24 protein-coding genes are annotated in these 26,268 nt (G+C 53.1%); 16 read left to right on the plus strand and 8 right to left on the minus strand.

Annotation, left to right across the window (positions count from 1 at the left end; all coding sequences use genetic code 11):
• Positions 1-9: 9 nt before the first annotated feature.
• The 4 genes from AC6F7T_RS05535 (at position 10) to ablB (ending at position 4,520) form a co-directional block, all read left to right on the plus strand.
• Positions 10-135 carry a hypothetical protein gene (locus AC6F7T_RS05535; protein WP_500717004.1) on the plus strand — a complete coding sequence of 42 codons (126 nt, stop codon included), beginning with the start codon at positions 10-12 and terminating at the stop codon, positions 133-135.
• A 232-nt stretch (positions 136-367) separates the two neighbouring features.
• Positions 368-1,681 carry a DEAD/DEAH box helicase gene (locus tag AC6F7T_RS05540; protein WP_500717005.1) on the plus strand — a complete coding sequence of 438 codons (1,314 nt, stop codon included), beginning with the start codon at positions 368-370 and terminating at the stop codon, positions 1,679-1,681.
• A gap of 684 nt (positions 1,682-2,365) precedes the next feature.
• Entirely contained in the window at positions 2,366-3,685 is a 1,320-nt protein-coding gene (kamA, locus tag AC6F7T_RS05545; protein ID WP_500717006.1) for a lysine 2,3-aminomutase, read from the plus strand.
• The gene (ablB, locus tag AC6F7T_RS05550; protein WP_500717007.1) at positions 3,675-4,520 is read left to right on the plus strand and encodes a putative beta-lysine N-acetyltransferase; all 846 of its coding nucleotides are present in this window, start codon (positions 3,675-3,677) and stop codon (positions 4,518-4,520) included. The genes kamA and ablB overlap by 11 nt, the downstream gene beginning before the upstream one ends.
• An 11-nt stretch (positions 4,521-4,531) precedes the next feature.
• Here the strand turns inward: ablB and AC6F7T_RS05555 are convergent, their stop codons facing one another.
• Positions 4,532-5,356, minus strand: a complete 825-nt coding sequence (locus AC6F7T_RS05555; protein ID WP_500717008.1) for a DUF169 domain-containing protein — start codon at positions 5,354-5,356, stop codon at positions 4,532-4,534.
• The gene (locus AC6F7T_RS05560) at positions 5,353-5,517 is read right to left on the minus strand and encodes a hypothetical protein (RefSeq protein WP_500717009.1); all 165 of its coding nucleotides are present in this window, start codon (positions 5,515-5,517) and stop codon (positions 5,353-5,355) included. Before AC6F7T_RS05560 ends, AC6F7T_RS05555 begins: the two co-directional genes overlap by 4 nt.
• A 163-nt stretch (positions 5,518-5,680) precedes the next feature.
• Between AC6F7T_RS05560 and AC6F7T_RS05565 the strand changes: the two genes are divergently transcribed.
• On the plus strand, positions 5,681-6,289 hold the full coding sequence (locus tag AC6F7T_RS05565) for a DUF3617 family protein (protein WP_500717010.1): 609 nt from the start codon (positions 5,681-5,683) through the stop codon (positions 6,287-6,289).
• A 186-nt stretch (positions 6,290-6,475) separates the two neighbouring features.
• Here the strand turns inward: AC6F7T_RS05565 and ccsB (AC6F7T_RS05570) are convergent, their stop codons facing one another.
• From ccsB (AC6F7T_RS05570) to AC6F7T_RS05585, 4 genes are all read right to left on the minus strand, one after another.
• Positions 6,476-7,345, minus strand: coding sequence for a c-type cytochrome biogenesis protein CcsB (gene ccsB / locus AC6F7T_RS05570; RefSeq protein WP_500717011.1), 870 nt, complete (start codon positions 7,343-7,345; stop codon positions 6,476-6,478).
• A gap of 3 nt (positions 7,346-7,348) precedes the next feature.
• Positions 7,349-8,737, minus strand: coding sequence for a cytochrome c biogenesis ResB family protein (gene resB / locus AC6F7T_RS05575; RefSeq protein WP_500717012.1), 1,389 nt, complete (start codon positions 8,735-8,737; stop codon positions 7,349-7,351).
• Between the two features lie 102 nt (positions 8,738-8,839).
• The gene (locus tag AC6F7T_RS05580; RefSeq protein ID WP_500717013.1) at positions 8,840-9,256 is read right to left on the minus strand and encodes a hypothetical protein; all 417 of its coding nucleotides are present in this window, start codon (positions 9,254-9,256) and stop codon (positions 8,840-8,842) included.
• A gap of 190 nt (positions 9,257-9,446) precedes the next feature.
• A complete protein-coding gene (locus AC6F7T_RS05585) occupies positions 9,447-10,313 on the minus strand; it encodes a DnaJ C-terminal domain-containing protein (protein ID WP_500717014.1) in 867 nt (288 codons plus the stop codon).
• A 169-nt stretch (positions 10,314-10,482) separates the two neighbouring features.
• Here AC6F7T_RS05585 and hemG point away from each other — a divergent pair, with 169 nt between their 5' ends.
• The 4 genes from hemG (at position 10,483) to AC6F7T_RS05605 (ending at position 14,791) form a co-directional block, all read left to right on the plus strand.
• On the plus strand, positions 10,483-11,889 hold the full coding sequence (gene hemG, locus AC6F7T_RS05590) for a protoporphyrinogen oxidase (RefSeq protein WP_500717015.1): 1,407 nt from the start codon (positions 10,483-10,485) through the stop codon (positions 11,887-11,889).
• Positions 11,890-12,046: 157 nt separating this feature from the next.
• The gene (locus AC6F7T_RS05595) at positions 12,047-12,334 is read left to right on the plus strand and encodes a DUF2288 family protein (protein WP_500717016.1); all 288 of its coding nucleotides are present in this window, start codon (positions 12,047-12,049) and stop codon (positions 12,332-12,334) included.
• 2 nt (positions 12,335-12,336) lie between these two features.
• The gene (locus tag AC6F7T_RS05600; protein WP_500717017.1) at positions 12,337-13,008 is read left to right on the plus strand and encodes a uracil-DNA glycosylase; all 672 of its coding nucleotides are present in this window, start codon (positions 12,337-12,339) and stop codon (positions 13,006-13,008) included.
• A gap of 109 nt (positions 13,009-13,117) precedes the next feature.
• Positions 13,118-14,791, plus strand: coding sequence for a P-loop NTPase fold protein (locus AC6F7T_RS05605; protein WP_500717018.1), 1,674 nt, complete (start codon positions 13,118-13,120; stop codon positions 14,789-14,791).
• A 98-nt stretch (positions 14,792-14,889) separates the two neighbouring features.
• Here AC6F7T_RS05605 and trxA read toward each other — a convergent pair whose 3' ends face one another.
• Positions 14,890-15,219 carry a thioredoxin TrxA gene (trxA, locus tag AC6F7T_RS05610; RefSeq protein ID WP_500717019.1) on the minus strand — a complete coding sequence of 110 codons (330 nt, stop codon included), beginning with the start codon at positions 15,217-15,219 and terminating at the stop codon, positions 14,890-14,892.
• 118 nt (positions 15,220-15,337) lie between these two features.
• Here trxA and AC6F7T_RS05615 point away from each other — a divergent pair, with 118 nt between their 5' ends.
• The 7 genes from AC6F7T_RS05615 (at position 15,338) to AC6F7T_RS05645 (ending at position 22,570) form a co-directional block, all read left to right on the plus strand.
• Positions 15,338-16,000 (plus strand): SIS domain-containing protein, encoded by a 663-nt coding sequence (locus AC6F7T_RS05615; protein ID WP_500717020.1) that lies wholly within the window; start codon positions 15,338-15,340, stop codon positions 15,998-16,000.
• A gap of 70 nt (positions 16,001-16,070) precedes the next feature.
• Complete coding sequence (ccsB, locus tag AC6F7T_RS05620) at positions 16,071-16,907, plus strand: c-type cytochrome biogenesis protein CcsB (protein ID WP_500717021.1); 837 nt, start codon at positions 16,071-16,073, stop codon at positions 16,905-16,907.
• A 22-nt stretch (positions 16,908-16,929) separates the two neighbouring features.
• Complete coding sequence (gene hemA / locus AC6F7T_RS05625; protein WP_500717022.1) at positions 16,930-18,234, plus strand: glutamyl-tRNA reductase; 1,305 nt, start codon at positions 16,930-16,932, stop codon at positions 18,232-18,234.
• A gap of 21 nt (positions 18,235-18,255) precedes the next feature.
• Positions 18,256-19,212 (plus strand): hydroxymethylbilane synthase, encoded by a 957-nt coding sequence (gene hemC, locus AC6F7T_RS05630; RefSeq protein WP_500717023.1) that lies wholly within the window; start codon positions 18,256-18,258, stop codon positions 19,210-19,212.
• A gap of 1 nt (position 19,213) precedes the next feature.
• The gene (locus AC6F7T_RS05635; RefSeq protein ID WP_500717024.1) at positions 19,214-19,999 is read left to right on the plus strand and encodes a uroporphyrinogen-III synthase; all 786 of its coding nucleotides are present in this window, start codon (positions 19,214-19,216) and stop codon (positions 19,997-19,999) included.
• A gap of 188 nt (positions 20,000-20,187) precedes the next feature.
• Positions 20,188-21,162 carry a porphobilinogen synthase gene (hemB, locus tag AC6F7T_RS05640; RefSeq protein WP_500717025.1) on the plus strand — a complete coding sequence of 325 codons (975 nt, stop codon included), beginning with the start codon at positions 20,188-20,190 and terminating at the stop codon, positions 21,160-21,162.
• 103 nt (positions 21,163-21,265) lie between these two features.
• Complete coding sequence (locus tag AC6F7T_RS05645) at positions 21,266-22,570, plus strand: insulinase family protein (protein ID WP_500717026.1); 1,305 nt, start codon at positions 21,266-21,268, stop codon at positions 22,568-22,570.
• Here the strand turns inward: AC6F7T_RS05645 and AC6F7T_RS05650 are convergent.
• Complete coding sequence (locus AC6F7T_RS05650) at positions 22,554-25,370, minus strand: GPMC system transcriptional regulator (protein WP_500717027.1); 2,817 nt, start codon at positions 25,368-25,370, stop codon at positions 22,554-22,556. The genes AC6F7T_RS05645 and AC6F7T_RS05650 overlap by 17 nt on opposite strands.
• Positions 25,371-26,268 lie beyond the last annotated feature (898 nt).

A 26,268-nucleotide genomic window follows, 5' to 3' on the forward strand; every position in this document is an offset into this window, starting at 1 on the left:
GATTAGCTTATGACAAAAAACAAGCAAGTCGTTTTTTTCCACGGCAAAGAGAGTGGTCCCTGGAATGGCAAGATTGTTGCTACGGCCGATGTTGTTCGTTTTTCTTGCAGGCTTGAAAAAGGGTTAATGGTGTAAATATACCGACAGCAGGTGTGATTGTTGTGGACAGGCGTCGGAGTATCTGCTATTTTAAATGATCCTTGACGCCTTCGGTCCGCGTCATTTTGTGTCCATCGGATAGTTTTTTGCGTTTTACCCTCGCATATCTCCCCCTTAGACCCTCATTTTAGAGATTCCTGCCTGTTGACCGTTCCTTATGCCATAGCGCTTAGGGATGGGCCGGTTCCATTTTTGGAGAAAAATATTTATGTCGTTTGAACAACTCGGTCTGCGGGCCGAACTCCTCCGTGCTGTATCTGAAGCAGGCTACAGCCAACCCTCACCGATTCAGGCCAAGGCGATCCCGGTGGTCCTGCAAGGCGGCGATCTGCTTGCCGGCGCCCAGACCGGAACCGGTAAAACCGCTGGTTTTGCCCTGCCGGTGCTGCACCGCTTGAGTGAAAAAACATCCCAGAGCAGTAGCGCGATTCGTGCTCTGATTCTCACCCCGACCCGCGAACTGGCGGCCCAGGTTGAAGCGAGCTTTCGCTTGTACGGCAAGTATCTGCCGCTGCGCTCGACGGTGGTTTTTGGTGGCGTCAATATTCGTCCGCAGATCAATGCCTTGCGTAAAGGGGTTGATATTGTCGTGGCTACTCCGGGACGTCTGCTTGACCATGTTGGTCAGAAAACCATCGATCTGTCACAGGTTGAAATGTTGGTGCTGGATGAAGCCGATCGCATGCTCGACATGGGCTTTATTCATGATATCCGTAAAATTCTCGGCCTGCTGCCGCGCAATCGCCAGAATATGCTGTTTTCGGCGACCTTTTCCAATGATATCAAGCGCCTGGCTGACGGTTTTTTGAAGGCTCCGGAGATGATTGAGGTGGCGCGGCGGAACACCGCTGCCGAGCAGGTCGATCAGGTGATGTACCGGATTGATAAGGGGTTCAAGCGCGCTCTGCTTTCCCATCTGATTTCCGGCAGTAACTGGCAGCAGGTGTTGGTCTTTACCCGCACCAAGCATGGCGCCAATCGCCTGGCTAGTCAGCTTGACAAGGACGGTATCACGACGACGGCGATCCACGGCAACAAGAGCCAGGGTGCCAGAACCAAAGCGCTGGCCGATTTCAAGCAGGGCAGGGTGCGGGTGCTGGTGGCTACCGACATTGCTGCGCGAGGTCTCGATATTGAGCAACTGCCCTTTGTCGTCAACTATGAAATGCCCAACGTTCCTGAAGATTATGTCCACCGCATCGGTCGCACCGGCCGTGCCGGCAATACCGGCAATGCTATTTCCTTTGTCTGCAGTGAAGAACGCAAGCAGCTGCACGATATTGAAACCCTGTTACAGCGCCGGATTCCCTTGCAGGAGCAGGAGGCCGGTTTGAAGCTGGTCGCTTCGGCCGTTGACTCACCAGCGCGGCGTCCTGTGCGCGGTGGCGGGGCAGCGCCCTCCAGTCGCCAGCCTGCCAAGAGCCAGCGTCGCAGTGGCCGTCCGCTAGCGGGAAAATCGTACACTCCCCAAACCGGTTCTGGTCATGCAACAAAAGCCCACGCCAGTGGTGCTCCGCGTTAACAGGCTTTCCGCAGCGGTAATGCAATACCCCCCCCTCCCCCGAGGGCTGTTATGACAGCTTTCGGGGTTTTTTTATTGCCCTTGTCACCATGGGAGGTAGCCCCAAGCGACTTAAAAGTAAACCGAAGGCAAAGGCAAAACTGATCAGAATAACAGGCATAAAAAACCTCTAAGGATTGGCTGCGGCCAATAAATCAGCTTGGGATTGATCAGGTTGGGTGGGCGCAGATGGGATGTCGCCGTCCATGGCGACAAGCGTCCCTTGACATAGGAGCCCCGATCCGGTGCTGAACAGTTACAATAAAACAATCAGCGCTGACCAGGGTGAGTGCAGGGTGATTTTGCATAAAAATGCCACAGATTGTTCCTTGCCTCGTGAAAGATTCTTTGTTATGGTTTGTTGGTGACTTTAAGAATAGTAAATTCCTTCGATAATAAATCGATGCTTCTAACAAGATCATCGGAAATTATAATAAATGGTTAGTATTTATTTTTTTACATTCGAAACTTTTGAGCAGAACTCAAAAACTCCTGTTTACCCCACTTTATTAGTTTATCTCTGACATCTTAAATAATTATACTTTAATGGTATGACACAGGATCTCACCTTCAGGTGGTGATTCTTTATCCCATTTTTACCAACGTTAGATTCGAACGGAAAAAAAGGAGAAAAAGGCTTTTATTATGGGCATTTACTCGAGTAATCAACAAAAAATCGCAGCAGACTTAAGCGACTATCATGTCAACCAATCCAAATGGACTGACTGGCACTGGCAACTGCGCAATTCCATCAACCGCGTCGACACCTTTGAGAAACTTCTCGGGATTGAGCTTGAAGATGTGGAGCGGCGCAAAATTGGCCTAACTCTGCGAAAATTCCCCCTGTCGATCACGCCTTACTACCTGTCCTTGATTGATGCTGATGATTTTCGCAATGATCCGATTTTTCGCCAGGCGTTCCCTGATCCTAAAGAGTTGGAAATTGAGAAATGCGACATGAGTGATCCGCTGGCGGAAGATCGTGACAGTCCGGCACCGGGCATCACCCATCGTTATCCCGACCGGGTGTTATTCCATGTCAGCAATGTCTGCTCCATGTACTGTCGCCACTGTACGCGCAAACGTAAGGTCGGCGACACTGATTCTATCCCCGATCGGAATCAGGTCCGTGCCGGCCTTGATTATATCCGCGGTGCTACCGAGGTGCGTGATGTGCTGCTCTCCGGCGGCGATCCCCTGATGCTTTCTGATCAGTATCTCGATTGGATTTTGACCGAACTGCGCCAGATCAAGCACGTTCAAGTGATCCGTATTGGTTCACGTATGCCGGTAGTTCTCCCCTATCGGATTACTGACGATCTGGTCGACATGCTAAAAAAACATCACCCCCTGTGGCTCAATACCCACTTTAATCACCCACGAGAGCTTACCAGTTCATCGAAGCAGGCGCTAAGAAGACTGGCTGATGCCGGTATCCCTTTGGGTAATCAGACGGTGCTGCTGGCCGGGGTAAATGACTGCGTGCGGATTGTTAAGTCGCTGGTGCACAAATTGGTGGAGAACCGCGTCCGTCCCTATTATCTCTATCAGTGCGATCTGTCTGAAGGACTGTCCCATTTCCGTACCCCGGTGGGTAAGGGGATCGAGATTATGGAAGGCTTGATTGGCCATACCAGTGGTTTTTCCGTGCCGACCTATGTGGTTGATGCTCCAGGCGGTGGCGGTAAAATTCCCTTGACGCCGAACTACCTGATTTCTTTGTCAACCAATAAGGTCGTGCTGCGCAACTACGAAGGGGTGATCACCACCTATGCCGAACCTGAAAGCTATAAAGCCAAGTTCTGCGATCGTCAGTGCAGGATCTGCGATCTGCAACTGAATCTGGAGGGTGCCGACGATAACTACAATGCCACCGGGATTGAACAGCTGCTGTGTGATTATGATGAAACCATCAGCTTGACTCCGGCCGGTAACGAACGTATGGAGCGACGTGATGACAGTTGATCGTGTTGAATCCTTTAGATCCTCCATATTGCAGCATGGTCCGGAAAATGATCGGGTTTATCTGATGAAACTGCAGCAGGACGATGTGGTTGGAGTGCTTGAGTACATTAATGAGCTGGTCGATCAGCACAACTATTCCAAGGTATTCGCTAAAATTCCTGCAACCAGTAAAGATCCTTTTCTTGAAGCTGGTTATTGTGTTGAAGCACAGGTGCCGGGTTTCTATCAGGGCGAAATTGATGGGTTGTTTCTGGCCAGTTATCCTCAGGCTGAACGTCAACAGGATCCAGACTCCGAACGCGTAGTTAAGGTGTTGAATGCTGCCCGGAGAAAGTCTGGTTCTCTTGCTCCCGTCCATTTGCCGGAAGGCGCAGCCAATCAATGCCGGTTGGCAGACCCTGATGATTGTACCGCCATGGCCGACCTCTATCAGCGGGTTTTTTCCAGCTACCCGTTTCCGATTCATGACCCGGTTTATCTGGCCGAGACAATGGCTGACAATGTGACCTACGCCGGTATCTGGAAGGGAGAGGAACTGATTGCTCTGGCATCAGCCGAGGTTGACAAAGCCGCCTCCCATGCCGAAATGACCGATTTTGCCACCGCTCCCGCCTGCCGGGGAGAGGGACTGGCGCATCTGCTGTTAGCCAAACTGGAAACCCTGATGGCGCAGGCAAGGGTTCAAACCTGTTACACTATTGCCCGTGCCACCTCCTTCGGCATGAATATCGCCTTTGCCAAAAGCGGTTATCGGTACGGCGGCACCCTGGTGCAGAATACCCAGATTTCCGGCGGGCTGGAGAGTATGAACGTCTGGTACAAGCCGGTTGAGTAAGATTCGAGTGTTCAGGCTGTTTTGCTCTGCAGCAGCTTGTTCCAGGTGTGGCGCTCAAGAAAAGACCCGATGACATTCTCCTCCATGGTTTGAAACATGGACCAGGGGATCGACATGCTCATGACATTTTCGCCGAAGTGATTGCGCAGGTAGAGGCGCGCCGACAAGTCCATCAGGCCGGCTACCGCTTTGGGGCGGTCTTTTTCCTCTTCATCATAAGCATAGAGGCCGACCGCCTGACAACCGGCAGCAAAGGGGAAGATGACATTGTCATTGCCTTCAAAGCTGTAGTTGGCCAGCACACCAAGGGCAGAAAACCGGTCGGGATCACAGAAGAACACCACAACAATCGGTTCCTCCTGCTGCGGATCAATCTCACTTAGGGGTTTGAATACGACATATTGGGTGGGAATATCACGCATCGGCAGATCATCGATAAAATCACGCACTGCCTCCGGGTTTTTCAGATAACGTTCCCCCTGCAGGTACTCCTCGATAAAATGTTCATCAGTAAAAGCCTTGAGCGCCCTGGCGACCTCTTCCCCGTCGGGGTGGCCGGCGTTGCCGGAGGAAAGGAAGCGGCAGAATCCTTCTGTCCCGCCGGGGAAATTACGATACTGGTCGCCGAAGCCAAAGCCGGTGCCGCCGCCGAAACAGCCGAAAGCATCGCGACTGCAGGCGGTAACCTTTCCCTTGGCCGCTGCCGCCGTCAGCCACAGGCTGCAGCTCCAGGATTTATCCTTGAACATTTGCGCTCCTTCGGGTTTTTCATCGCTCCAGAGGATGGCAACCGGCTGGTGGGGAAGGGAGATCGCTGTGGCAATCTGACTGTTCATGATAGACTCCTGTCGGCAAAGGGATTACAAAAAAAGCGTATCTGTTCAGCTATGCCCTTGCGCAGGGTCGGGGCGCCTGTGACAAGAGTGTTTGTCGCCATGGATGGCGACAACAAGCGGTCATGGATGACCCAACGGGAAACAATCGCGTCCCTTGACATAGGACCCCCGATCCGGTGCTGAACAGATACAAAAAGCATACATGAATTGGCCATTATATTGATGTTGCAGGTATCTGTCGAGTCTGTTAAAGATGCTCAAGCCTTAGGCTGTCATTAAAGATATTTTGCATGAATCTGTGTCCAATAACTGCCGGAGTCGCTCATGAATCGATCCTTTCCCCATTTTTTCCTGATGCTGCTGTTCGCTATCCTGACGCCGTTCATGGTTCTGGCGCAAAGAGACATTCCATCTCCACAACCGGGTCTGTGGATGATTGAGTCAACAACGACAATAAATGATGTAAACATGCAGGATGCCTTGCGTGCTGCGCAGCAGCAGATGCTGGAAGAGTTGCCGCCGGAATACCGGGCAGCGGTGGAGGCGGCATGGGGGACGATGGCGGACATTCATCGGGATTATCAGTGCATCAGTGCCGACGATATAGCGATTATTACCGATCCGCACGCCTATTTGCAGCGTGTCAATGAGGAAATGCCGGAGTGCCGTTTTGAAATAGTGCGCACGGATGGTTCTATGGTGCGTCTTAACGGGCGTTGTGATGACGCAGAGGGATTCAGTGGTGATTTTGATGGGGAGTTGCGGATCCTCAGTGCAGAGCACATGCGTTCGGTGTTTGTCGGCAAAGGTCGCTATCTTGAAAATGTTGACCTGCCAGGGATTGAATTGCCGGAAGATGGCCGGGTTGAAATGCGCATGGCAGAAACATCGCATTGGATTTCTGCCGATTGTGATGCGCTACCGGTACCTTAGTATATCGCCGAAAACTGTTGCAGATGAGTTTCGATGACAAGGCCACCCACTGGGATGCCGACCCGAAAAAGGTAGATCGGTCCAACATTGTAGCTGCCGCTATCCTTCAGGATGGCAGATAGATAAAAAGGGCGCCCCATGTCGAGGCGCCCTTTCTTGTTGGTCAGTGTATATTCTGCCGGCCGATCAGCCACCGCCGTAGGAATGCAGACCGGACAGTACCAGGTTGACTCCCAGATAGCAGAATACGGTGGCGCCAAAGCCGAAGATCGACAACCAGGCCGCTTTGCGGCCGGCCCAGCCGCGGGTAAAACGGGCATGGAGAAAGGCTGCATAGATAAACCAGACGATCAGGCTCCAGGTCTCCTTCGGGTCCCAGCTCCAGTAGGTTCCCCAGGCATAATAAGCCCAGGCGGCGCCGGTGATGATGCCGAGGGTCAGCATTGGAAAGCCAATCATAATGGCTTTGTAGTTAATGTCGTCCAGCACCCTGGTGGGTGGGAACATGCCAAGAACACCACCCATGGGATCAGGCCCCTGATGTTTCTCTTCCTTGCCGATTTTCAGCAGGTACATGATCGAGATACCAAAAGCGATGGCAAAACCGGCATAACCGATAAAGCAGGTGATAACGTGATAGGTCAGCCAATTGCTCTGCAGTGCCGGTACCAGCGGATCAATCGATTTGTTCAGGCTCATCTGTCCCCAGAGCATGGAAAACAGGGCGATGGGCAGAACAAAGGCGCCAACGGCGCGGTGTTTTTTAAAATACTTCAATTCCATGATCAGATAGACGCCTACGATCGACCAGGCAAAAAAGACCACTGACTCATAGAGGTTGGTTAAGGGTGCACGTCCATGCTCGCTGCCAAGAATCGCGTAGGATTCGTACCAGCGCATTCCCAGCGCAGCGGTCTGGATGATAAAGCCGGCCAGCGCCGCCAGGGTTGCTGTGGTTGCGACCTTGTTGCTTTTGGTGGCAATAAAAGCGATATACAGAACCATTGAGGAAAAATACGCGATGGTCGTCAAATTAAAGAGCAGTCCACTATTCATAGGTTATCCCTCCTTCGTAGGGGATTCGTTTTTAACGGCAATTTCAACTTTTTGCATCAGATCATCAAAAGCCAGGGCAAATCCCGGCTGATTACGATGGGCGTTGCCGGCCAATTGAACCTTGGTGGTGTTGCCGTCCTGTTCAATGCAGGCCCAGATTCGCTTGTGGGACATAAAGAAGGCAATAAAAGGACCAATGATCATCAAAATACAGCCGGCCCAGACAATATTAACACCGGGGTCTTTAGCCACCTGCAGGCCGGTGAAGTAGGGTTGATTGAAGCCGAGCATGGCAAAGCTGAAATTATCACCGCGCCGGACATCAAATTCTGGAAAGTTTTGCCAGACGACGATTGGATTCTGGCGCGCTCCATCCGGGTTGATGACATGCAGACGCATAGCCGGGCCGAAATTACGGTCATCGTCAGTATAGTCAGTGACAATAGCACTAAAGCCGTCAGGTAGTTGAACGCGATTATTCAGAGGAGCGCTAAATTCACGAATTTCACCGCTTCGGTTGTCGGTTACGTTAAATGTGATGATCGCGTCTCCGGCCGGGCCGTAGCTTGACTGATAGAAGATAATGCCATCGAAAAACAGCGGATCGTTGACGACAATTCTTTTTTCGTAGACCTCGATACCATCTCGTAGCACAACCAGATCACTGGCATATTCCATTGGACGTCTGGTGTTGGGGTAGAATTTGACATCAAAATTGTCGCAACGTACCTCAAAGCCGAGATCAATGTTTCGGCTGCCGTCACGGGTGGTGACGTGGGTAATTGAGCCCCCTTCAGGGATGGTGACGTAGGCTTTAAAACCAAACAGATTGCCGATGATGGCACCGACCATCACGATAATGATGGAAATGTGGGTCATGTAGGAACCCAGGCGGGAGTAGATTCCTTTTTGGGCAAACAGGTAGATTTTGCCGTCAGCATCAGTACGGAACGCTTTGGCAAAATTTTTGTCGAGGGTATTTTTGACGCGATCAAGGACAACTTCCGGGCTTTCTTTAATACTGATTTCCAGCTTGTTGCTGGAATTTTTCAACAGTCCGGGGGTGGCAATACGGGCCGGCTCCTTAAAGAACTTCCAGGTGCGGGGAAAATGTTTGATCGAGCAGCAGATAAGGTTAACGCAGAACAGCGCCAGCAAAGCAATAAACCAGGTGGAACTGTACATCTCCGTGAATTGAAGTCTGGTGAAGAGTTCATAGTTTGATTGGCCATAAAGGCGGATGTATTCCGCCGCAGAGGAATTCTGCGGAATAATCGTGCCAATAATTGAGGTTACCGACAGCAGTAGCAGCAGGATAATGGTCAGCTTCAGGGAGCAGAAAAAATCCCATATGCGATCGGTGAAGTCCTGTTTTTTTTCTGTTTCAGTCAAGGTAAATATCTCCCGTTGCAGATTGTCTGCACAATGCAGACAGATTGGGTCATTAGTAATCAACAAGTGAAGTTGTTTATCGTGGTGCGTGCCGGGATAATCTCAATGCAGCAGGACAGTTGTGCGTAAAAACGCTAAAGCATGGCGTGGGGCAAACGAACTGATGGGTTCTTGCCGTGCAATGAGGGAGGGGGCAGCATGCTCCTGTAGATCAGGTGCAGCTTTGGGTTGCGGAACTTGCTGGCGTGATTCAAGGATCAGTGGAAGCAGATCTTTGATCTGATTGGCGTATTCCGGGCTGCCGAAGTGGCGTAGCGGCGATGAGTTGCGATGGCAGGCAGCACTGTCGCAGCAGGGGGCAGCGACAGTGAGGTCGATTTGAAAGTGGCAGGCGTTGACCTGGATTTTCGTTGTGGAGTGTTCCGTTCCCAGCGCAGAGGAGCACCCCATGGCTGATTGTAGACCAAACAGCAGCAGGAGCAACAGGGCTGGTAACAGGGAACGCAGAAGTTTTGTCATTATCGAGTGAGCCACCTTGGTAATGTGTGACGCTTGTGTTCTGTTGGCTCTGAAGATTGACTTGAGCCGCGGTACTATAGCCTGTGAACTGATTGTAAGGCAAGAAAAATAGCCTGAAAGTCAGGCGCTCGCCGGTGACAGTGTCGGTGAATGGCGTCGCTGGTAACGGAAAATCCTCTTTTACAGTTTTTTACAGTCCGACTTCCTTCAATTTTTTCAACAGATCTTTCTGTTCCGTGCTGAGGCTTTTAGGAACAGCGACTTCGATGATGGCGTAAAGATCGCCGGCTTCCCGTTTGCCGGAAGCGGCGACACCAAAGCCGCGTAACCGGATCTTCTGGCCAGGTTGCATGCCGGCTGGGACCTTAACGCGCTTCGGGGTGACCAGCGTCGGCACTTCGATCGTCGTACCGAGGCAGATGCCACTGAAGGGGATTTCCGCCCTGACCAGCAGATCGCTTCCTTCGCGGCTGAAAACCGGATCGGGTTCGATGTCTATATGTAGATACAGGTCACCAGCCGTTCCCCCAGCCGGGTTGATGCCGCCCTTGCCGGCAACCCGGAGCTTTGCTCCTTGCTCGATGCCGGGAGGAATCTTGACCTTGATCTGTTCCACTTTGCCGTCACTGCGGTAATCGATCCGTCGTTCGCCGCCTTGAACCGCCAGACGAAAAGGGATGCTGAGCTGCATGGAGTAATCCTGACCGCGTGGGGGTGGTCGGCGGGTCTGCGTGCGTCCACCAAAGAGTTGGCTGAACAGATCGTCGCCACCAAAGTTGCCGAAGATGTCCCCCATGTTGACATTGCGGAAGATATCTTCCTGGGAGAAACGCTGGTGAAAACCGGCAGCACCGAATTGATCGTACTGGCGTTTTTTTTCCGGGTCTGAGAGCACCGCATATGCCTCTGTCAGCTGTTTGAACTGATCCTCAGCGTCCTTGTCGCCGGGGTTTTTGTCAGGATGATACTTCTGCGCGAGTTTACGATAGGCTTTTTTTAGCGTGGCGGCATCGGCGCTGCGTTCGACGCCGAGTACAGAGTAATAATCTTTAGCCATGGTGCTGAACTCCTCTTTCATCCAGGTTGGCAATGCTCCATAGTAGGAGCAGTTTTTCAGCAGGTCAAGCGCCTTGCAGGTGTTGTGTCGCAGGTTGCTTGACCTGCCCGGTGTGAACCGCTAGGATACCGAAAAAATTTCATTAATCCGAACTTTTAGAGGGGCTGTCATGACTCGAATCGCAATCATAGGTGCAGGAATTTCCGGATTGGCGGCAGCCAGTGCTATTGAAGACCATGCCCGCCAGGCCGGGCTTGATCTGGCCACCCTGATCATTGAAAAACAGGAACGCGTCGGCGGCAAAATCTGGTCGATCAAGGAAGAAGGCTATCTGTGTGAATGGGGGCCCAACGGCTTTCTCGACAACAAACCCATGACCCTTGACTTTTGTCAGCGGCTGCAGATTGATGAACGTTTGCTGCGTTCCGATGACAACGCCCGCAAACGTTATATCTATGCTGATAAGGTGCTGCACCGCCTGCCCGAGAATGGCCCATCCTTTCTGTCTTCCAAGTTGATTTCCTGGCCGGGAAAACTGCGGCTGGCTGGTGAATTGCTGGTTCCCAGGCGGACTGACCCCAGTGATGAAACCCTCGCCGAGTTCGGTCGCCGGCGGTTGGGCAGGGAAGCTCTGGATAAACTGATTTCACCTATGGTGTCCGGTATTTTTGCCGGTGATCCGGAAACCATGAGTTTGAAAAGTTGTTTTCCTCGGATTTATGAGTTGGAACAGGAATACGGCGGGCTGCTCAAGGCAATGGTGCGTCTGGCACGAAAAAAACGTGCCGACGTCAAGGCCGGCAAAGCGGTTGCCAGTGCTGCTGGGCCCGGCGGGATTCTGACCTCCTTTGTTGACGGCATTCAGGAGTTGACGACGGCCGCTGCAGCTGCTCTCCAGGGGGAGCTGATCAGCGGTCAGGAAGTGGTCCGCATCGCTGCAATTTCTGGTGGCTATAGTGTGCATCTGGCCGATGGACGTCAGCTGGACGCTGATCTGGTAGTCACTGCCTCTCCTTCCTATGCCGTAGCGACGATGATCGATGGGCTGAATCCGCAAGCGGCAAAGCTGCTGCGTGAGATTCCCTACGCGCCCATGAATGTGATCTGTTTTGGCTATGAACGTGAACGGATCGCGCGCAATCTGGATGGTTTTGGCTATCTGATCCCCCGTGCGGAAGGCTGCAATACATTAGGCACCCTCTGGGATTCGAGCATCTTTCCCAATCGGGCTCCGGAAGGCAAAGTGCTGTTGCGTTCAATGATGGGGGGAGCGACCAATGTCGCAGCGATTGATCTTGCCGATGAAGAGGTGATCGCGCGGACCAGGGCCGATTTGCGCCAGATTATGGGAATTACCGATGCGCCCGACTTTGCCCGGGTGTTTCGTCATTCGCGTGCCATTCCTCAATACACCCGCGGCCATGGCGCCAGATTGCAGGCCCTCGATGATGCCCTGGCAACAACACCGGGATTGTTGCTGACCGGAAATGCTTTTTACGGGGTGGGGCTGAATGATTGCGTCAATGCCGCCAATCGGGTGGCCGAACGGGTGGTCAAGCAGTTGGTCAGGCAGTAGTGTCGCAGAGTGTAGAGAAGATGGCAACCTGTTCAAGGTTAACCGTGCTGCTGATGTTGTTGCGCCGCAGAATCGAGATGATGACCCTGCGCCCAGAAATGCAGCTGAATAGTTACAAATTCACAAATCTATTGGCGATCTGCGGAGCACAACGAACATGACGACTGTCAAAGAGGGGTTTGAACGCGATCTTGCCCGGGTCAGCTGGCGTGAGTTGCGCATCCATCTGCGTCGTGATGCGCTGGTGACCGTCGCCGGCGCGCTTGATCTGGTAACGGTAGCCACTGCTGTCGCTGTTGATGATAGGGCACAGGTGGAGGCGTGGATAGCCGCCGGCCAGTTGACCAAGCCGACCGCCACCGAGCTGGAAGAGTGGGAAAGATCCCTGGAGAAGCCCTTTTTGATGTTAATTGTCCAGCCTTATATTCTGATTCAGGCAGGATGATCATGCTTACTGATTTTTTTGCCGGCCTGCGCGCCTATCGTGCCGCCGGGGTATTTAACCCCTGGGGGCAGAGGGATCAATATCACGATGCTGACGATCAGGGGGCGTTGATCCGCTGCGAACAACTGACCTGCTATCTGCAGGAACGTATCGGCCGTGCAGATACGTTGTTGTGTGCTGAAGCCATCGGTTATCAGGGAGGACATTTCAGCGGTATCCCGATGACATCGGAACGCTTGTTGCTTGGGGGTCTGGTTCATAAAGGGCTGAAGCCCGAGATGGTCTTCAAGGGCCTGCTGCCGCGGCGCACCAGTTCGCTGGCGGTACGGCCTCACGGATTTACCGAGCCAACCGCAACCATTGTCTGGGGATTTTTTGTACAGCAGGGGATTGATCCCTATCGGGTGGTTTTATGGAACGCTTTTCCCTGGCACCCATACCGTTCTGATAGAGGGTTGCTCAGCAACCGTACCCCGGATCCGCCGGAACTTAAGGAGGGCCACCGGGTTTTGTTGCAACTGCTGGAGCTCGGGCAGTTCCGCCGAGTTATCGCAGTTGGCGAAAAATCTGCCTTACAGTTGTCCCAGCTAAATATTACGGCAATCAAGGTGCGCCATCCGGCCAATGGTGGGGCGGGAAGGTTCAGAGAACAGTTGCATCGGGCCTTAGGCTGACCCTTCCTCTTTTACCCAAAAGCAGCTGGATTCTGTCTTCTGAATTCCACTATCCCGCTACTTGCGGCGGGATAGTTATTCTGCGGTCGATCAGTAAAGGAACTGCCCCATGTCCATTGCAATTATTGAGCAACAGATCGGTCGTTTTCTTGCCAACGAAGCACCGGAGGTTCTTGCCATTAAAGGGGGATGGGGAGTGGGTAAAACCTACGCCTGGAATGCCTACCTGCATGCTGCCAAGAATCGACGACGCATCGCGTTGAACGACTATTCGTACGTTTCGCTTTTCGGTATCAATTCCCTGCAGGAACTTAAAAACAGCATCTTTGAAAATATGATGTCGCGTCAGTACATCGGCCGCCGTCCTTCGGTGGAGAGCTTTCGTACCAATATGAACCGCTTGCTGCGGACCACCGGCAAAAAACAATTTGCCTTTTTTTCGGTTGAAAAGGCGGCAGAATTTAGCGATGCCCCGTTTGAGTCCCTGGCTTTTCTGTCCCTGGAAAAAACCCTGATCTGCCTTGACGATTTTGAACGTAAAGGTAAAGGAGTAGAGGCCCAGGATATTCTTGGCTTGATAACCATCCTGAAAGAGCAGAAAAAATGCAAAGTGGTGCTGATTCTCAATGACGAAAGCCTTGGCGGCGATTCCCACATTGACTACAACCGCCTGCGTGAGAAGGTGATCGACAGTGAGCTGCGTTTTGCTCCGAGCGCCAGGGATTGTGTCGCCATTTCGTTACGTAACGATACTCTGGGAAAGATTCTCGGCGCGGCGGCCATCCAGCTGCAGATCAACAATATCCGTATCATCAAAAAAACCGAAGCTCTGGCTGCCTTGCTGGTACCGCTACTCAAAAACTATGACCCGCAGGTATTAGAACGAGCGATTCGGACTCTCACTCTGCTCGCCTGGTGCTATTACAGCCGCTCGGCGGAGGCCCCTGAGTACGCCTTTGTCATGAATCGTATCGCCTCCTTTGGTAATCTTGACAGCGAGGAAAAGCTGACGACCCAGCAGCAGCAGTGGTGTGCCATTCTGCGCGGCTACGACAATTTCTGCCTGGATGACTTTGGCCGTCAGATTGGTCGTCTGGTAGAAAATGGCTACCTCGATGAAGAGCGCATGGGTGAGGTGGCTGAAGACTATGACGAGCAGATACGTGCAGCGCGCTCGGAAAAGTCGTTCCAGGAGGCCTGGCGCAAGTTTTACAACTCGTTTGATGATAACGCCGCTGATGTCATTAATTGCCTGTCGGAGAGTTTTCGCGACAACGCCCGCCACATCAGCCCTGTCAACCTTGATAGTAGCGTGTGTTTGTTGCGCTATCTGGGTAAAGACAAGTTAGCCACGCGGATCATCGATCTATACATAGAAAAGCGCAAAGGTGAAAAAAGCCTTTTTGCCGTTGAGCCCGCTGTCGAGGCGGAAGAAATTCGCGATAGCGAGGTGATTGAAAAGTTCCGCCAAATTCATCATGCGCTGCGCGAAGAACTGACCTTGCGACAGATTTGCGAGCGTCTGCATGAAGAAGGGGATCACAGCGATGAGGAATATCAGCTCGCCCAGGCGTCGGTAAGCGATTTTATCATCTTGTTCAAGGGATTATGTGGCGATGATTTATCGCGCCATATTGACCTGTGTCTGAGTTACGGTCGTTTAGGCGGGATCAGTGATCAGCAGCGTCTGATTGCTGAAAAGGCTACCGCCGCCTTGCAGCAGATCGGCAGCGAGAGCCGCTTAAATGCCAGTCGGGTGCGACGCTTTGGGGTGTCGCTCTGATTTTAATGGTTTTTGGCAATATGGCTCATCACTGCAGCAAAAAAGCTCCCGCCATCAAGGCAGGAGCTTTTTTGTAGACTAGCCGCAGAGAGGATCAATTACAGGGCTTTTTTGATCAGACTTTCAATTTGATTTTTGGGAACGGCGCCAACCAGTTGGTCGACGACCTTGCCCTGATGAAAGAGGATCATTGTCGGGATGCCGCGGACACCATACTGGCCGGGTGTTGCCGGATTGTCGTCGACGTTGACCTTGCCGATCGTGACTTTGCCGTCATATTCATCTGCCAGTTGATCCAGCACCGGGGCAATCGCTTTGCAGGGGGCGCACCAGCTTGCCCAGAAATCGACAAGAATCGGGCTGTCTGATTTCAGTACGGTGGTATCGAACTGGTCGTCGGTTATTTCGAGAATCTTATCGCTTGCCATCAGTTTCTCCTTATTCTTGATTCGAATGCTCAAAAAAGGGGTGGTCAATTCATTCAAAAGTAAATATATAGTAACTCCGTTAAAAAATCAAAGATGTAAAAGGAACTGAGGAACTGATGTGAGGCTTGACACTCATCAGGTGCCTGCCTATGATGCCGGGTTGACCCGTTGTGCCGGTCATATCTTTACTGGCAGAGGTTTTATGAATTCTCATATGGTACAATCCGCTGGTCTGCACCGGGAGCTCATCCAGCGCTTTTGTGACACCCAGCAGATGGAGATTGAGCGCCTGGCAAGGCGGATGGCGAACCTTTTTACCGATGGTGGGCAGCTGTTGACGGTCGGTGTTGGTGTCCTCCATCCGGTAGCCCAGCTGGTGACTACGGTCTTTACCTACCGCCTCGATTTTGACCGGCCGGCGTTGCCGGCTATCTGCCTGGGAAGTGATAGTGCCCTGGCGGCGGCAATGGCTTCCGCCGGTAACTACGAGCAGTTGTTTCTGCGTCATTATCGCGCACTGAACGGCGACAAGCAGCTGCTGTTGCTCTTCAACAACGGTTCCGCGAATTCATCCCTGGAACGCTTGCGTGATGAAATGCTGGAGAATGATCAGAGTATTGCTTTATTCTCTGGTGCCGGCACGAAGGATCCACTCTATTGTGATGAACTCGAATGGTGTCTGGATCTGGCAACAGGCTTGCTTGCGCGGCAGATAGAATTGATGCAGTTTGCTGGTCATGTGCTGTGCGGACTGGTGGAAGCGGAGCTATTTCAATGTTGAATTGTTTGCCCGGCTTTGCTACCTCAATGTCCTTTTGTCGATTGTCATTGTCTGTGCAGAAAGGGAAACCATGGAACCAGTGACTCTGCTTTTTGCCTTAACGACAACACTCTATCTGGTGGCCAGTTTGCTCTACCTGACAGCTATGATCGGCAAACGCGAGAATGCCGGTCGCCTGGGGCGCTGGGTGTTGCTGGTAGGGGTTGTTGCTCATGCTGCCGTTTTTGCTGTGCGTCATTCCATGGTTTCCGGCACGCCGGTGACCAGCCTGCACGAATCCCTGTCATTTTTTGCCTGGTGTCTGGTGTTGTTGTTTTTGTTGCTGGACCTGCGTTTCCGTCTGTCGGTTATGGGCGCCTTCGCCGCCCCGTCTGCCCTGTGTCTGATGATTTTCAGCGCCCTGAGCCCTGATGTGGTAGTTCCCCTCAATCCGGTGTTGCGTAGTTGGCTGTTCCCGTTACATATCAGCTTTGCTTTTTTGGGGAATGCCGCCTTCGCCCTTTCCTTTGGTGCCGGGGTAATGTATCTGATCCAGGATCGGATGCTTAAAAGTAAGCGGTTTAATCGTTTATACCGCATGTTGCCGTCTATCAATGTGCTGGATCAGGTCAACTACACTTGTCTGAGTGTCGGTTTTCCGTTTATGACCCTGGGAATTATTACCGGTGCCGTCTGGGCCAATCTGGCCTGGGGGGGGTACTGGAGTTGGGATCCGAAAGAAACCTGGGCGCTGATCACCTGGTTTTTGTATGCCGGTTTGCTGCACGGCCGCTTGACGGTTGGTTGGCGCGGACGGCGCGCTGCGTTTTTCTCGATTGTTGCCTTTATGTTTCTGCTCTTTACTTTCCTTGGGGTGAGTTTGCTGTTTAATGGCTATCACACCTTTGAAGTCTTTAGCATGCCATGACAGATTGCCTTGGATTGTTATTATGAATATTGTTGTCGTCGGACTCAGTCATAAAACAGCTCCAGTCGAGATTCGCGAGAAGGTGGCGTTTGAAGCGGATGCCCTCGAAGACCGGCTCGCTCAGCTTCTTGCTCTGCCGTACGTGTCGGAAGCAATGATTGTTTCGACGTGTAACCGGGTGGAGCTCTATGCCGCGACCATGCGCCCGGAGCAGGTCTGTGTCGAACTCCAGCGCTTTATGGCCGAGAGTCATGGCTTAACGCCAGCGGTGCTCAATCCACATCTCTATTCCTACGCCTGTCAGGACGCAGTGCGCCATGTTTTTCGGGTAACCGCCAGTCTCGACTCCATGGTGGTTGGTGAACCGCAGATTTTAGGTCAGATAAAAACCGCTTATGGTCATGCCTGTGACTGCAAGAGCGCCGGCCTGGTGCTTAATCGTTTCATGCACAAGGCATTTTCGGCGGCCAAGCGCGTGCGTACCGAAACTGCCATTGCCAGCAGCGCTGTGTCCGTGTCCTATGCTGCGGTGGAATTGGCGCGCAAAATTTTTGAATCCCTTGAAAACAAGACGGTCATGTTGGTTGGTGCCGGTGAGATGTGTGAACTGGCCGCCAAACATTTTGTGCGTTACGGCGTATCAAAGGTGCTGGTGACCAATCGTACCTACAGCCGCGCTGAAACTCTGGCTGAGAGCTTTGGCGGGGTCGCCGTCAATTTTGCCAACTTCCGTGAACAGCTTCATCGGGTTGATATCCTCTTGTCATCAACGGGATCCCCCGATTATGTCATCCATGCTGCGGACATTAAGGCTGCCTGTAAACTGCGCCGCTATGAGCCGATGTTCCTGATTGATATTGCCGTGCCGCGTGACATCGACCCGGCCGTCGGCAAGATTGACAGCGTCTATCTTTATGATGTTGACGATCTGCAGGGGGTGGTCCAGGCGAACCTCAAGGAGCGTGAAAAGGAAGCGATCAAGGCCGAGGAGATTATTGATCAGGAGGTCCTTCGCTTCCACGAATGGCTGGCTAATCTGACCATCAGGCCCACCATTGTCGCCTTGCGTAAACAACTCGAAGGGGTGCGCCAAAAAGAGTTGCAGCGCACCCTGTCCAGTCTCGGTAATCTTGACGACCATGAGCGCAAGATGCTTGACGCCATGACCAGTGCTATCGTCAACAAAATTCTTCATCATCCAACCCGCCTGCTCAAGCAACTCAACTGCGACGATGACAAGCTACGTTATCTTGACGCGGTGCAGATGTTATTTGACCTTTCCATTCAACCCCCGTCTGACGACATGGCAGAATTGCCTGAAGATTAGTCCTTTAGAGAAGGAGACATCATGTCCAACCGCACACTACGCATCGGTACCCGCGCCAGCGCCCTGGCTTTGTGGCAGGCTAATTGGGTCAAGGCCGAACTTGAGCAACGCTATCCGGATATGGAAGTGACCCTGACCAAGATCAAGACGCAAGGTGACAAAATTCTCGATGTTCCCCTTGCCCAGGTTGGCGGCAAAGGATTGTTCGTTAAAGAAATCCAGGAGGCGATGCTGCGTAACGAGATCGATATCGCCGTGCATTCCATGAAGGATGTTCCCACCGTGTTTCCACCAGGAACCGGGTTGCGGTGTATCACTGCACGTGAGGATCCGCGTGACATTCTGGTGTTACCCGCCGGGCGGCTCTCGCTTGAAGATATCCCGCAGCATGGGCGCATTGGTACCTCCTCATTACGGCGTAAGGCACAATTGCTGCACCTGCGCCCCGATCTGCAGATGATCGACGTGCGTGGCAATGTCGAAACACGCATTCGTAAACTTGTTGACGAAAATCTTGATGCGGTTGTGCTGGCCGCCGCCGGCATGAAGCGTCTCGGTTTTGCCGAGCAGATCGGTTGTTATCTTGAGCCCGATATCTGCTTGCCGGCCATCGGCCAGGGCGCCCTGGGGCTTGAAAGCCGGCTTGATGATGAGCGCACCAACGCGCTGATCGATTTTTTCAACCATGCTGAAACCGCTTGTGCCGTCAGCGCTGAACGTGCGGTGCTGGCGACCCTCGAAGGTGGCTGTCAGGTGCCGATTGCCGCTTTTGGCGAGGTGAAGAATGGGCAACTCATGTTGACCGCCCTGGTGGCCGATGTGGAAGGGAAGACCCTGCTCAAACGTTCCACCAGCGTAACCACGGACCAGGCCCATGCTGCTGGTGTAGCGCTGGCAAAAGAGCTGCTGGAAGATGGAGCTGCGGCGATCCTTAACGAAGTGTATGGCTGTCGTACTTTCCCGGAAGCGGATCACTGACATGATCCAACCGCTCCAACCACCCTTGAGCGGCCGGTGTTTTCTGGTAACGCGACCGGCGGCGCAGGCCGCACCCTTTGTTGCTCAGGTCAATGCTCTGGGCGGTGAAGCGATCTGCATCCCGACGATCGAGATTGTGCCACCCGCCAGCTACAAGGACCTGGATGTGGCGGTGATTGATCTGGACACGTACCAGATCGTCATTTTAACCTCGGTCAATGCGGTGCAGGCACTGTTTGCGCGTATGCTTGAAAATAATCAGTATTTCGGCCTGCTGCGCCGGTTGGAGCTGGTTGTTGTCGGACCAAAAACCGCTGAAGCCCTGGAGCAATACAAACTGCGGCCGACCCTGATGGCGGCCGATCATCGTGCTGAAGGGATTCTGGCGGAGCTGCTGGCGCGCGGCGTCGCGGGGAAGAGGATATTTTATCCGCGCGCTGCTGCGGCACGCCCGCTGCTGGCCAGAGAGTTGCGCGCGGCCGGGGCGACGGTGATTGATCCGGTCGCCTACGAGACGGTCATCCCTCAGGAGAATGCCGAGAAAATTCGTACCCTGCTTGAAGAAGGTGGTCTTGACGCCATCTGCTTCAGCTCATCATCAACCTTCCGCCATCTGCAGCAGATGCTCGGCGCAGATCTGGCGCGGCTCAAAGGCACAACGGCTTTTTTTTCCATCGGCCCACAAACATCGAAAACCATTCGTGAAGCGGGTTTTGAGGTTGATCTGGAACCCGAGACCTGGACGATGACGGCGTTGTTGCAGGGGATGGTGAATTATTATCGTTAGGACGTATATTGGTTACAACCGGATCGGGGATGCTATGCCAAGGGACGCTTTCCGTCATCCCTGACCGCTTGACTGTCGCCGTCCATGGCGACAGACACCCTTGTCACAGGATCCCCGATCCGGTTGTACGGATGGGGCTGAATGGGAATGTTAAAGTTTGACTTTTACGACATCTACAGGAGTGACCTATGAATTTCCCTGATTATCGTCCTCGTCGTCTGCGCCGCAACGCCACGTTACGGCGCATGGTACGTGAAACCCACCTGCGTGTTGATGATCTGATCTACCCCATGTTTAGTGCCTTTGGCAGCAACATCAAAAAAGAGATCAGTTCGATGCCGGGAATCTATCAGCAGTCCATCGAGCATATTGTTGCTGAAGCCAAAGAAGTTCGTGATCTGGGGATTCCGGCGGTCATCCTCTTCGGCATACCGGAAACCAAGGATGCCGTTGGCAGCGATGCCTACAACGATACCGGTATTATTCAGAATACCATCCGTGCCATCAAGGCTGAAGTGCCGGGACTGCTGGTGATTACCGATGTCTGCCTGTGCGAATATACCGATCACGGCCACTGTGGGGTGATCAAGGACGGCGATGTTGATAATGACGCCACCCTGGAGTTGCTGGCCAAGGAGGCGCTGTCCCACGCCGAGGCCGGTGCCGACATCGTTGCTCCCTCTGACATGATGGATGGGCGCATCGCAGCAATCAGGATGATCCTCGATGACCACGGCTACGATCATATCCCGATCATGAGCTACGCGGTCAAATATGCCAGCAGCTACTACGGGCCGTTTCGCGAAGCGGCGGAAAGCACCCCAGGCTTTGGTGACCGACGCAGCTACCAGATGGATCCCGCCAATCGTCTGGAAGCCCTACGTGAAGCTGCCCAGGACATTGCTGAGGCGGCGGACTTTCTTATGGTCAAGCCGGCCCTGGCCTATCTGGATATGCTGCGCGAACTGAAAAACAACTTTGATCTGCCCCTGGTCGCTTACAACGTGTCCGGTGAATACAGCATGGTCAAAGCAGCCGCCGCAAAGGGCTGGATTGACGGCGATGGGGTGATGATGGAAACCCTGCTGGGGATGAAACGCGCCGGTGCCGACCTGATTATCACCTACCATGCGAAAGAAGCGGCACGATTGCTGGCAAGGTAGCAAGCCCCGCTAAAGAATAATTTGTCAACGGGCTATCGTCGAACGGTGGCCCGTTGTTCTTTTTGCAAAACCGCCGATCAACTTCGGCATGAAAAGAACCTCTATGGAAGAATATCTTGTCGACCGTCTCGCTAATGGCATCCGTCTGGTCACGGTCCCCATGCCCCATCAGCACGCGGTGGAGCTGGTTTGTTATCTGGCCGTCGGCGGGCGCTGTGAGCTGTTGACCCATGCGGGGATTTCCCATTTTCTTGAACACATGCTGTTTCGCGGAACGGCCGAATTTGCCAACAGTACCGAGTTGGAACGTGCCTTTGAGGAAATTGGCGGGGCAGTGAATGCCTCAACCGATGTTGAAACCACCTGTTTTCACTCACGGGTTCATCCTGATTACCTTGATCGCGGCGTTGCCCTGTTTGCCTCCATGCTACGGCGCCCCTGTTTTAAAGAGATTGACACCGAGCGGAAGATTATTCTTGAGGAAGCGCGGGAAGATTTTAACGAACGCGGCGAGCAGGTCAACCTCGATAATCTGATGGTGGAACTGTTGTGGCCCGGGCATCCACTGGGGGCATCGTTGATCGGTTCTCCTGAAACCTTGAATGCCATCGGCCGGCAGCAGCTCGAAGCCTATTATCGCGATTGGTATCACCCGGCCAACCTGGTAATCTGTGCTTGTGGTGCGGTCGACCCTGCGGTGTTGCGGCTGGCTGCTGAACGTGAATTTGGCGATTGGCAGGAGCGCCCACTTCTTGGCGTGCTCCCGGTAAAGGACTCGCAGCAGTGGGTGCCACGCAGTCACTGGGTGCAGGATTCCGATTCCCAGGTCAGTTTTCAGCTGGCTTTTCGTCTGCCCGGACGTGGTGATGAGCGCACCATGGGGATCCGTCTGCTGCGCCGGATTCTCGGGTGGGGAGCGGGTGCGCGTCTGCCGTTGCGCCTGCGCGAAGAGTTGGGATTGACCTATTCGGTGGATGTCAGTTGTTTGTTGCTGGACGATACCGGTTATCTGGCCATCGATACGGCGGTTGCTCCTGACAACCTGTCTGCGGCCGTCGCAGAGGTGCTGGACATATTGCAGCGCCTGCGCGATGAGCCCCTCAGCAGTACCGAGCTTGCGGCGGCAGTTAAAACCTATCTGTTTGACCTCGACTTTTCCCGCGATCAGAGTGAGTCGCTGACGGTACGTTACGGCTGGGGGCTGCAGGCCGGCTATCTGCGCACCCTGGAGCAGGATCGCGAGGAATTGTTGAGCATGAGCCCGGAGTATTTGCAGCAGGTGGTGCAACAGCTTCTGACTCCAACGACCATGAATCTGGCCGTAGTTGGACCTTGGGCCGAGAAGGATCGCCGCCAGGTTGAGCGCCTGCTCCATGCCGGTTGTTTGCGGTTTACCAGCGCAGTTTGACGGTTTTGTAAAAAAAATTTTTAAAGCGGTAGAAACGTTTCTTTTCGCTTTCATCCGCTGCTGAAGGGTCGCAGGCCTGAAGCACCCGCGCCAGTTTTGGCATGTTGGTACCCCCCTCACTCCGTGCCTTTTCTACCACCCTCATGACCAGTTCGCGCGTGATCTCCTGTCGTGCATAGGGTTCATAGAGGACCGCCCAGAAGTCCCCTTCACGCCGTAGTATTTTCTGCAGGGTTTCTTCCGCCAGCTGTTCGGTCAACGCCTTGCTCTGATCCGCACTGTCGGCGCGACTGAAGGCCTGGGGTTGCAGGGCGTTGCTGATTTCTTCAGCGTCGATAACCTCTCCGCGGCGCAACAGCATGCCGCGCAACAGGATACTGCGCAGCTCACGGATGTTGCCGCTATAGTGGTGGCGACTCAGCAGGTTCTTGGCCTTCTGGCTGAGCACCGGTTGGGCGCTTTTATCGTCCTGTTTGTGATAGGCCTGATACAGGCGACCAAGCAGGTGGATGGCCAGGTCGGGGATGTCTTCGCGGCGTTGGTTGAGTGAGGGAACCTCGATAATCAACTCGGAGAGGCGGTGATAGAGGTCTTCACGGAAAACGCCATTGGCAATCAGCTGGCGCAGGTCACGATTGGTACCGGCGACCAGCAGCACCTGCGAGTGGCGGGTGATATTTTCGCCGAGACGGATAAATTCGCCACTGTCAAGAAAACGCAACAGCTGGACCTGGGTTTTTGGGTCAGCGTCACCGATCTCATCAAGAAAAACCACTCCGCCATGGGCTTCCTCAAGGATACCGCGCCGGTCATTATGGGCGCCGGTAAAAGCCCCACGTTTGTGACCAAACAACTCCGAGTAGGTGAGTTCACCACTGTAAGCGGCGATATTTGTCTTCTTCAAGGGGAGACTGCTGCGGGTGGGCAGCAACTGACGAAAGATGCGGTTGAGTTCGGTGTAGAAGTTGTTGAACAGAAACTCCTTGCCGGCACCGGTTTCGCCGGTGATCAGGATAGAGGGCAGGCCGAGAAATTCGCCTTGATCGGGCACTCCCTGCTTGTGCCACTGGACGATGCGCTCGCACAGGGGGGGGCTGATGCGCTGGATGGTGGTGATGATCTCCTGGGTTTTGCTGGAATTACCAATGATGTTACCAAGGCGATAAGAGGTGATTTTCGGGTCTTTGTAGCCGACATCCTGACGCAGACGGTCTATTTCGCTGGTGAGTTGATCGATTTTTTGCAGGATCGACAGATGGTGACCGATCATGCGCGCAATAATCTGCAGGATGCGCTGATGTTCGTCGGTGAAGTAGTGAGGGCGCAAACTGTCAAGACAGATAACCGCCAGAACCTCGTCATTATAAACCACCGGTACCGCGATTTCACTGCGAATAGCCTCGGTAACCGGGCGGTAGAACTTTTCTTCATCACTGCCTTCATGACAATCATCAAGAATCTGCGGGAGACGCAAGGCAGCGGCGAGGCCGGTCAGGCTGCGCTGTTCGGGGGGGAGTTCCTTGCCGCCGATGCGAATGGGAGGAATGTATTTTTTCAACCATTCCTTGTTTTTTGCACCGATCAGATTCCCCTGTTCGTCTTCCACCAATAGCCGGCGTTCCCCTTGAAATTCGCGCACCAGGGCGAGGCTACCGGTGTCAGCACCAATCAATTGGGTCGCCTTGGAAAGCACCCGATGTAGAAAGGGCCGCAGGCCATCGCTCGACTGTTGCAGCAGATCGCCGATTTCCGAGAGGATCTGAATCTCCAGGTGCTCATCGCCAATTTCCTGTACCACCCGCTGTGCCATTTCGGCGTGGGCATCAAGCAGATCACGCTCAAAAGAGCTGAACTGGTAGCGATCCTTGGTGTAGTAGTTGACCAGACAGACAACCCGGCGGTTGTGTTTGTCGTAGCGCGGAACAATGTAGAGAGATTTCAGACCCAGGTTTTCGGTCAGGTAGCGCTTCTGCAGCGTTTCAGCAGCCAGATCTTCGATATATAGCGGTGCCAGCAGGCTATCGTCGACAATGACTCCGGCGCGATCGATAAAACGCGAAATAAGGGATTCTCCCGGAGCCAGGTTGATCAGTTTTTCCTCTTCATAAAGACGCCGCGCTTCGCGCTCCTTGGAGTAGGAGGCGAGGATTTCCATGGTGCGTTCACCGTCAATGCCCGATGCAATCGGGATAAGTACCGAGGCCAGTGCCACCCGGTCGATCAGCTGTGCTGCCGATTTTACCATAAACAGTGCCGCTTCTCGTTTTTTGGCTTCGTCCACGCGCCGCGCAAGGAGCAGTTGCTGGTGATACTTGCGCGCGCGGTTCAGGCTTGGTGCTGCATCACTCAGCAGTTTGCGTAGTTGGCGCAACAGCGACTCCGGCGGAGGTTGTGGAGTGCCGCTGCGATCAAGGCTGACTACACCGATCGCACGGCCAAGATGCAGGATCGGTAGCAGGCAATAGGACTGCTGATAGGGTTCTTCCTCTGCTGTTGCTGCGGCCTTTGCGTGGCGTGTCAGGCTGGCGACAGACATTTCCCGTTTTTGCTGATATGCCTGGGGAATCGGGAAAAAACTGTCATTGATCGGGAAAGTGGCTGCGTTGATCCCATGCAGATCATCACTCTCGGCGGCGACACAGCTTAAGGAGCCCATGGTCAGGTCTTCAAGATAGATGCGGCACTGCCCGCCGCCGGACAGTAGCTGCACTCCCTGACTGATGCGGCGTAAAATCTCGACCAGATTCTCTTTGCCGAATTCATCAAGGCTGCTGATGATCTGATCTATCTGTATTTGCACTGATGTGTTCATTGAGTTCCCCGAGGGAGTTGATTGTTACTTACGTGCAGGGTAATGGGATTGCTGGCGCCTGTCAAAAAAATGTAACTGTTCAGCACCGGATCTTCGGCTCCTATGTCAAGGGACGCGATTGTTTCCCGTTGGGTCATCCCTGACCGCTTGTTGTCGCCGTCCATGGCGACAAACACCCTTGCCACAGGGGCCAAAGGCCCTGCGCAAGGATAGTGGTAAATAGTTACAAAAAAATATTACCGGCAGCAAAGTAACACCACTGGTATTGATTGCTTCATTATATTAGTTAATTAAAATTAGTTTTACATGAAAAAAATATAAAATAAGCTTTGGTTTCGACACCTTGCCAAGCACAGATGAGAGACAGATAAAGTTATGAGGTTTTTATTATGAGACTTTATCCCCGTGTCTCTGTGCCTAAATAGCTGAATGTTAAGAGTATTCCTTTTTTTTGTTCTTGCTAATCTTCAATAACTGATGAATAATGATCGAGTAAATACTGATGGCGTCGCAAAAAGTCCGCCCTACGGCGTTACGGCGTTTTTTCAGGACCTTGACATACTCTATGTATGCCTTCGCCCCTGAAAAACCACCAGGCCTTGTAGGACGAAATTTTTGCTTAGCCATCCTATGACTTTTTGCGAGTGCATCAATACTGATGTTTTCAAAAACCTATCTGTTCAGCACCGGGTTGGAAATCCTATGTCAAGGGATGCGATTGTTTCCCGTTGGGTCATCCCTGACCGCTTGTTGTCGCCGTCCATGGCGACAAACACCCTTGCCCCAGGATCCAAAGGCCCTGCGCAAGGATAGTGCTGAATAGTTACTCAAAAACAATATCAGGTTAGATGGCTAAGCAAAAAGCGCCACATGCAAGGCCGCCATG

The organism is Pelovirga sp. (assembly GCF_059864205.1).

Excerpts from the sequence above, each read along its gene's own strand:
- AC6F7T_RS05535 (WP_500717004.1), top strand. The coding sequence starts at position 10 with ATGACAAAAAACAAGCAAGTCGTTTTTTTCCACGGCAAAGAGAGTGGT.
- AC6F7T_RS05540 (WP_500717005.1), top strand. The coding sequence starts at position 368 with ATGTCGTTTGAACAACTCGGTCTGCGGGCCGAACTCCTCCGTGCTGTA.
- kamA (WP_500717006.1), top strand. The coding sequence starts at position 2,366 with ATGGGCATTTACTCGAGTAATCAACAAAAAATCGCAGCAGACTTAAGC.
- ablB (WP_500717007.1), top strand. The coding sequence starts at position 3,675 with ATGACAGTTGATCGTGTTGAATCCTTTAGATCCTCCATATTGCAGCAT.
- AC6F7T_RS05555 (WP_500717008.1), bottom strand. The coding sequence starts at position 5,356 with ATGAACAGTCAGATTGCCACAGCGATCTCCCTTCCCCACCAGCCGGTT.
- AC6F7T_RS05560 (WP_500717009.1), bottom strand. The coding sequence starts at position 5,517 with ATGTCAAGGGACGCGATTGTTTCCCGTTGGGTCATCCATGACCGCTTG.
- AC6F7T_RS05565 (WP_500717010.1), top strand. The coding sequence starts at position 5,681 with ATGAATCGATCCTTTCCCCATTTTTTCCTGATGCTGCTGTTCGCTATC.
- ccsB (WP_500717011.1), bottom strand. The coding sequence starts at position 7,345 with ATGAATAGTGGACTGCTCTTTAATTTGACGACCATCGCGTATTTTTCC.
- AC6F7T_RS05580 (WP_500717013.1), bottom strand. The coding sequence starts at position 9,256 with ATGACAAAACTTCTGCGTTCCCTGTTACCAGCCCTGTTGCTCCTGCTG.
- AC6F7T_RS05585 (WP_500717014.1), bottom strand. The coding sequence starts at position 10,313 with ATGGCTAAAGATTATTACTCTGTACTCGGCGTCGAACGCAGCGCCGAT.
- hemG (WP_500717015.1), top strand. The coding sequence starts at position 10,483 with ATGACTCGAATCGCAATCATAGGTGCAGGAATTTCCGGATTGGCGGCA.
- AC6F7T_RS05595 (WP_500717016.1), top strand. The coding sequence starts at position 12,047 with ATGACGACTGTCAAAGAGGGGTTTGAACGCGATCTTGCCCGGGTCAGC.
- AC6F7T_RS05600 (WP_500717017.1), top strand. The coding sequence starts at position 12,337 with ATGCTTACTGATTTTTTTGCCGGCCTGCGCGCCTATCGTGCCGCCGGG.
- AC6F7T_RS05605 (WP_500717018.1), top strand. The coding sequence starts at position 13,118 with ATGTCCATTGCAATTATTGAGCAACAGATCGGTCGTTTTCTTGCCAAC.
- trxA (WP_500717019.1), bottom strand. The coding sequence starts at position 15,219 with ATGGCAAGCGATAAGATTCTCGAAATAACCGACGACCAGTTCGATACC.
- ccsB (WP_500717021.1), top strand. The coding sequence starts at position 16,071 with ATGGAACCAGTGACTCTGCTTTTTGCCTTAACGACAACACTCTATCTG.
- hemA (WP_500717022.1), top strand. The coding sequence starts at position 16,930 with ATGAATATTGTTGTCGTCGGACTCAGTCATAAAACAGCTCCAGTCGAG.
- hemC (WP_500717023.1), top strand. The coding sequence starts at position 18,256 with ATGTCCAACCGCACACTACGCATCGGTACCCGCGCCAGCGCCCTGGCT.
- AC6F7T_RS05635 (WP_500717024.1), top strand. The coding sequence starts at position 19,214 with ATGATCCAACCGCTCCAACCACCCTTGAGCGGCCGGTGTTTTCTGGTA.
- hemB (WP_500717025.1), top strand. The coding sequence starts at position 20,188 with ATGAATTTCCCTGATTATCGTCCTCGTCGTCTGCGCCGCAACGCCACG.
- AC6F7T_RS05645 (WP_500717026.1), top strand. The coding sequence starts at position 21,266 with ATGGAAGAATATCTTGTCGACCGTCTCGCTAATGGCATCCGTCTGGTC.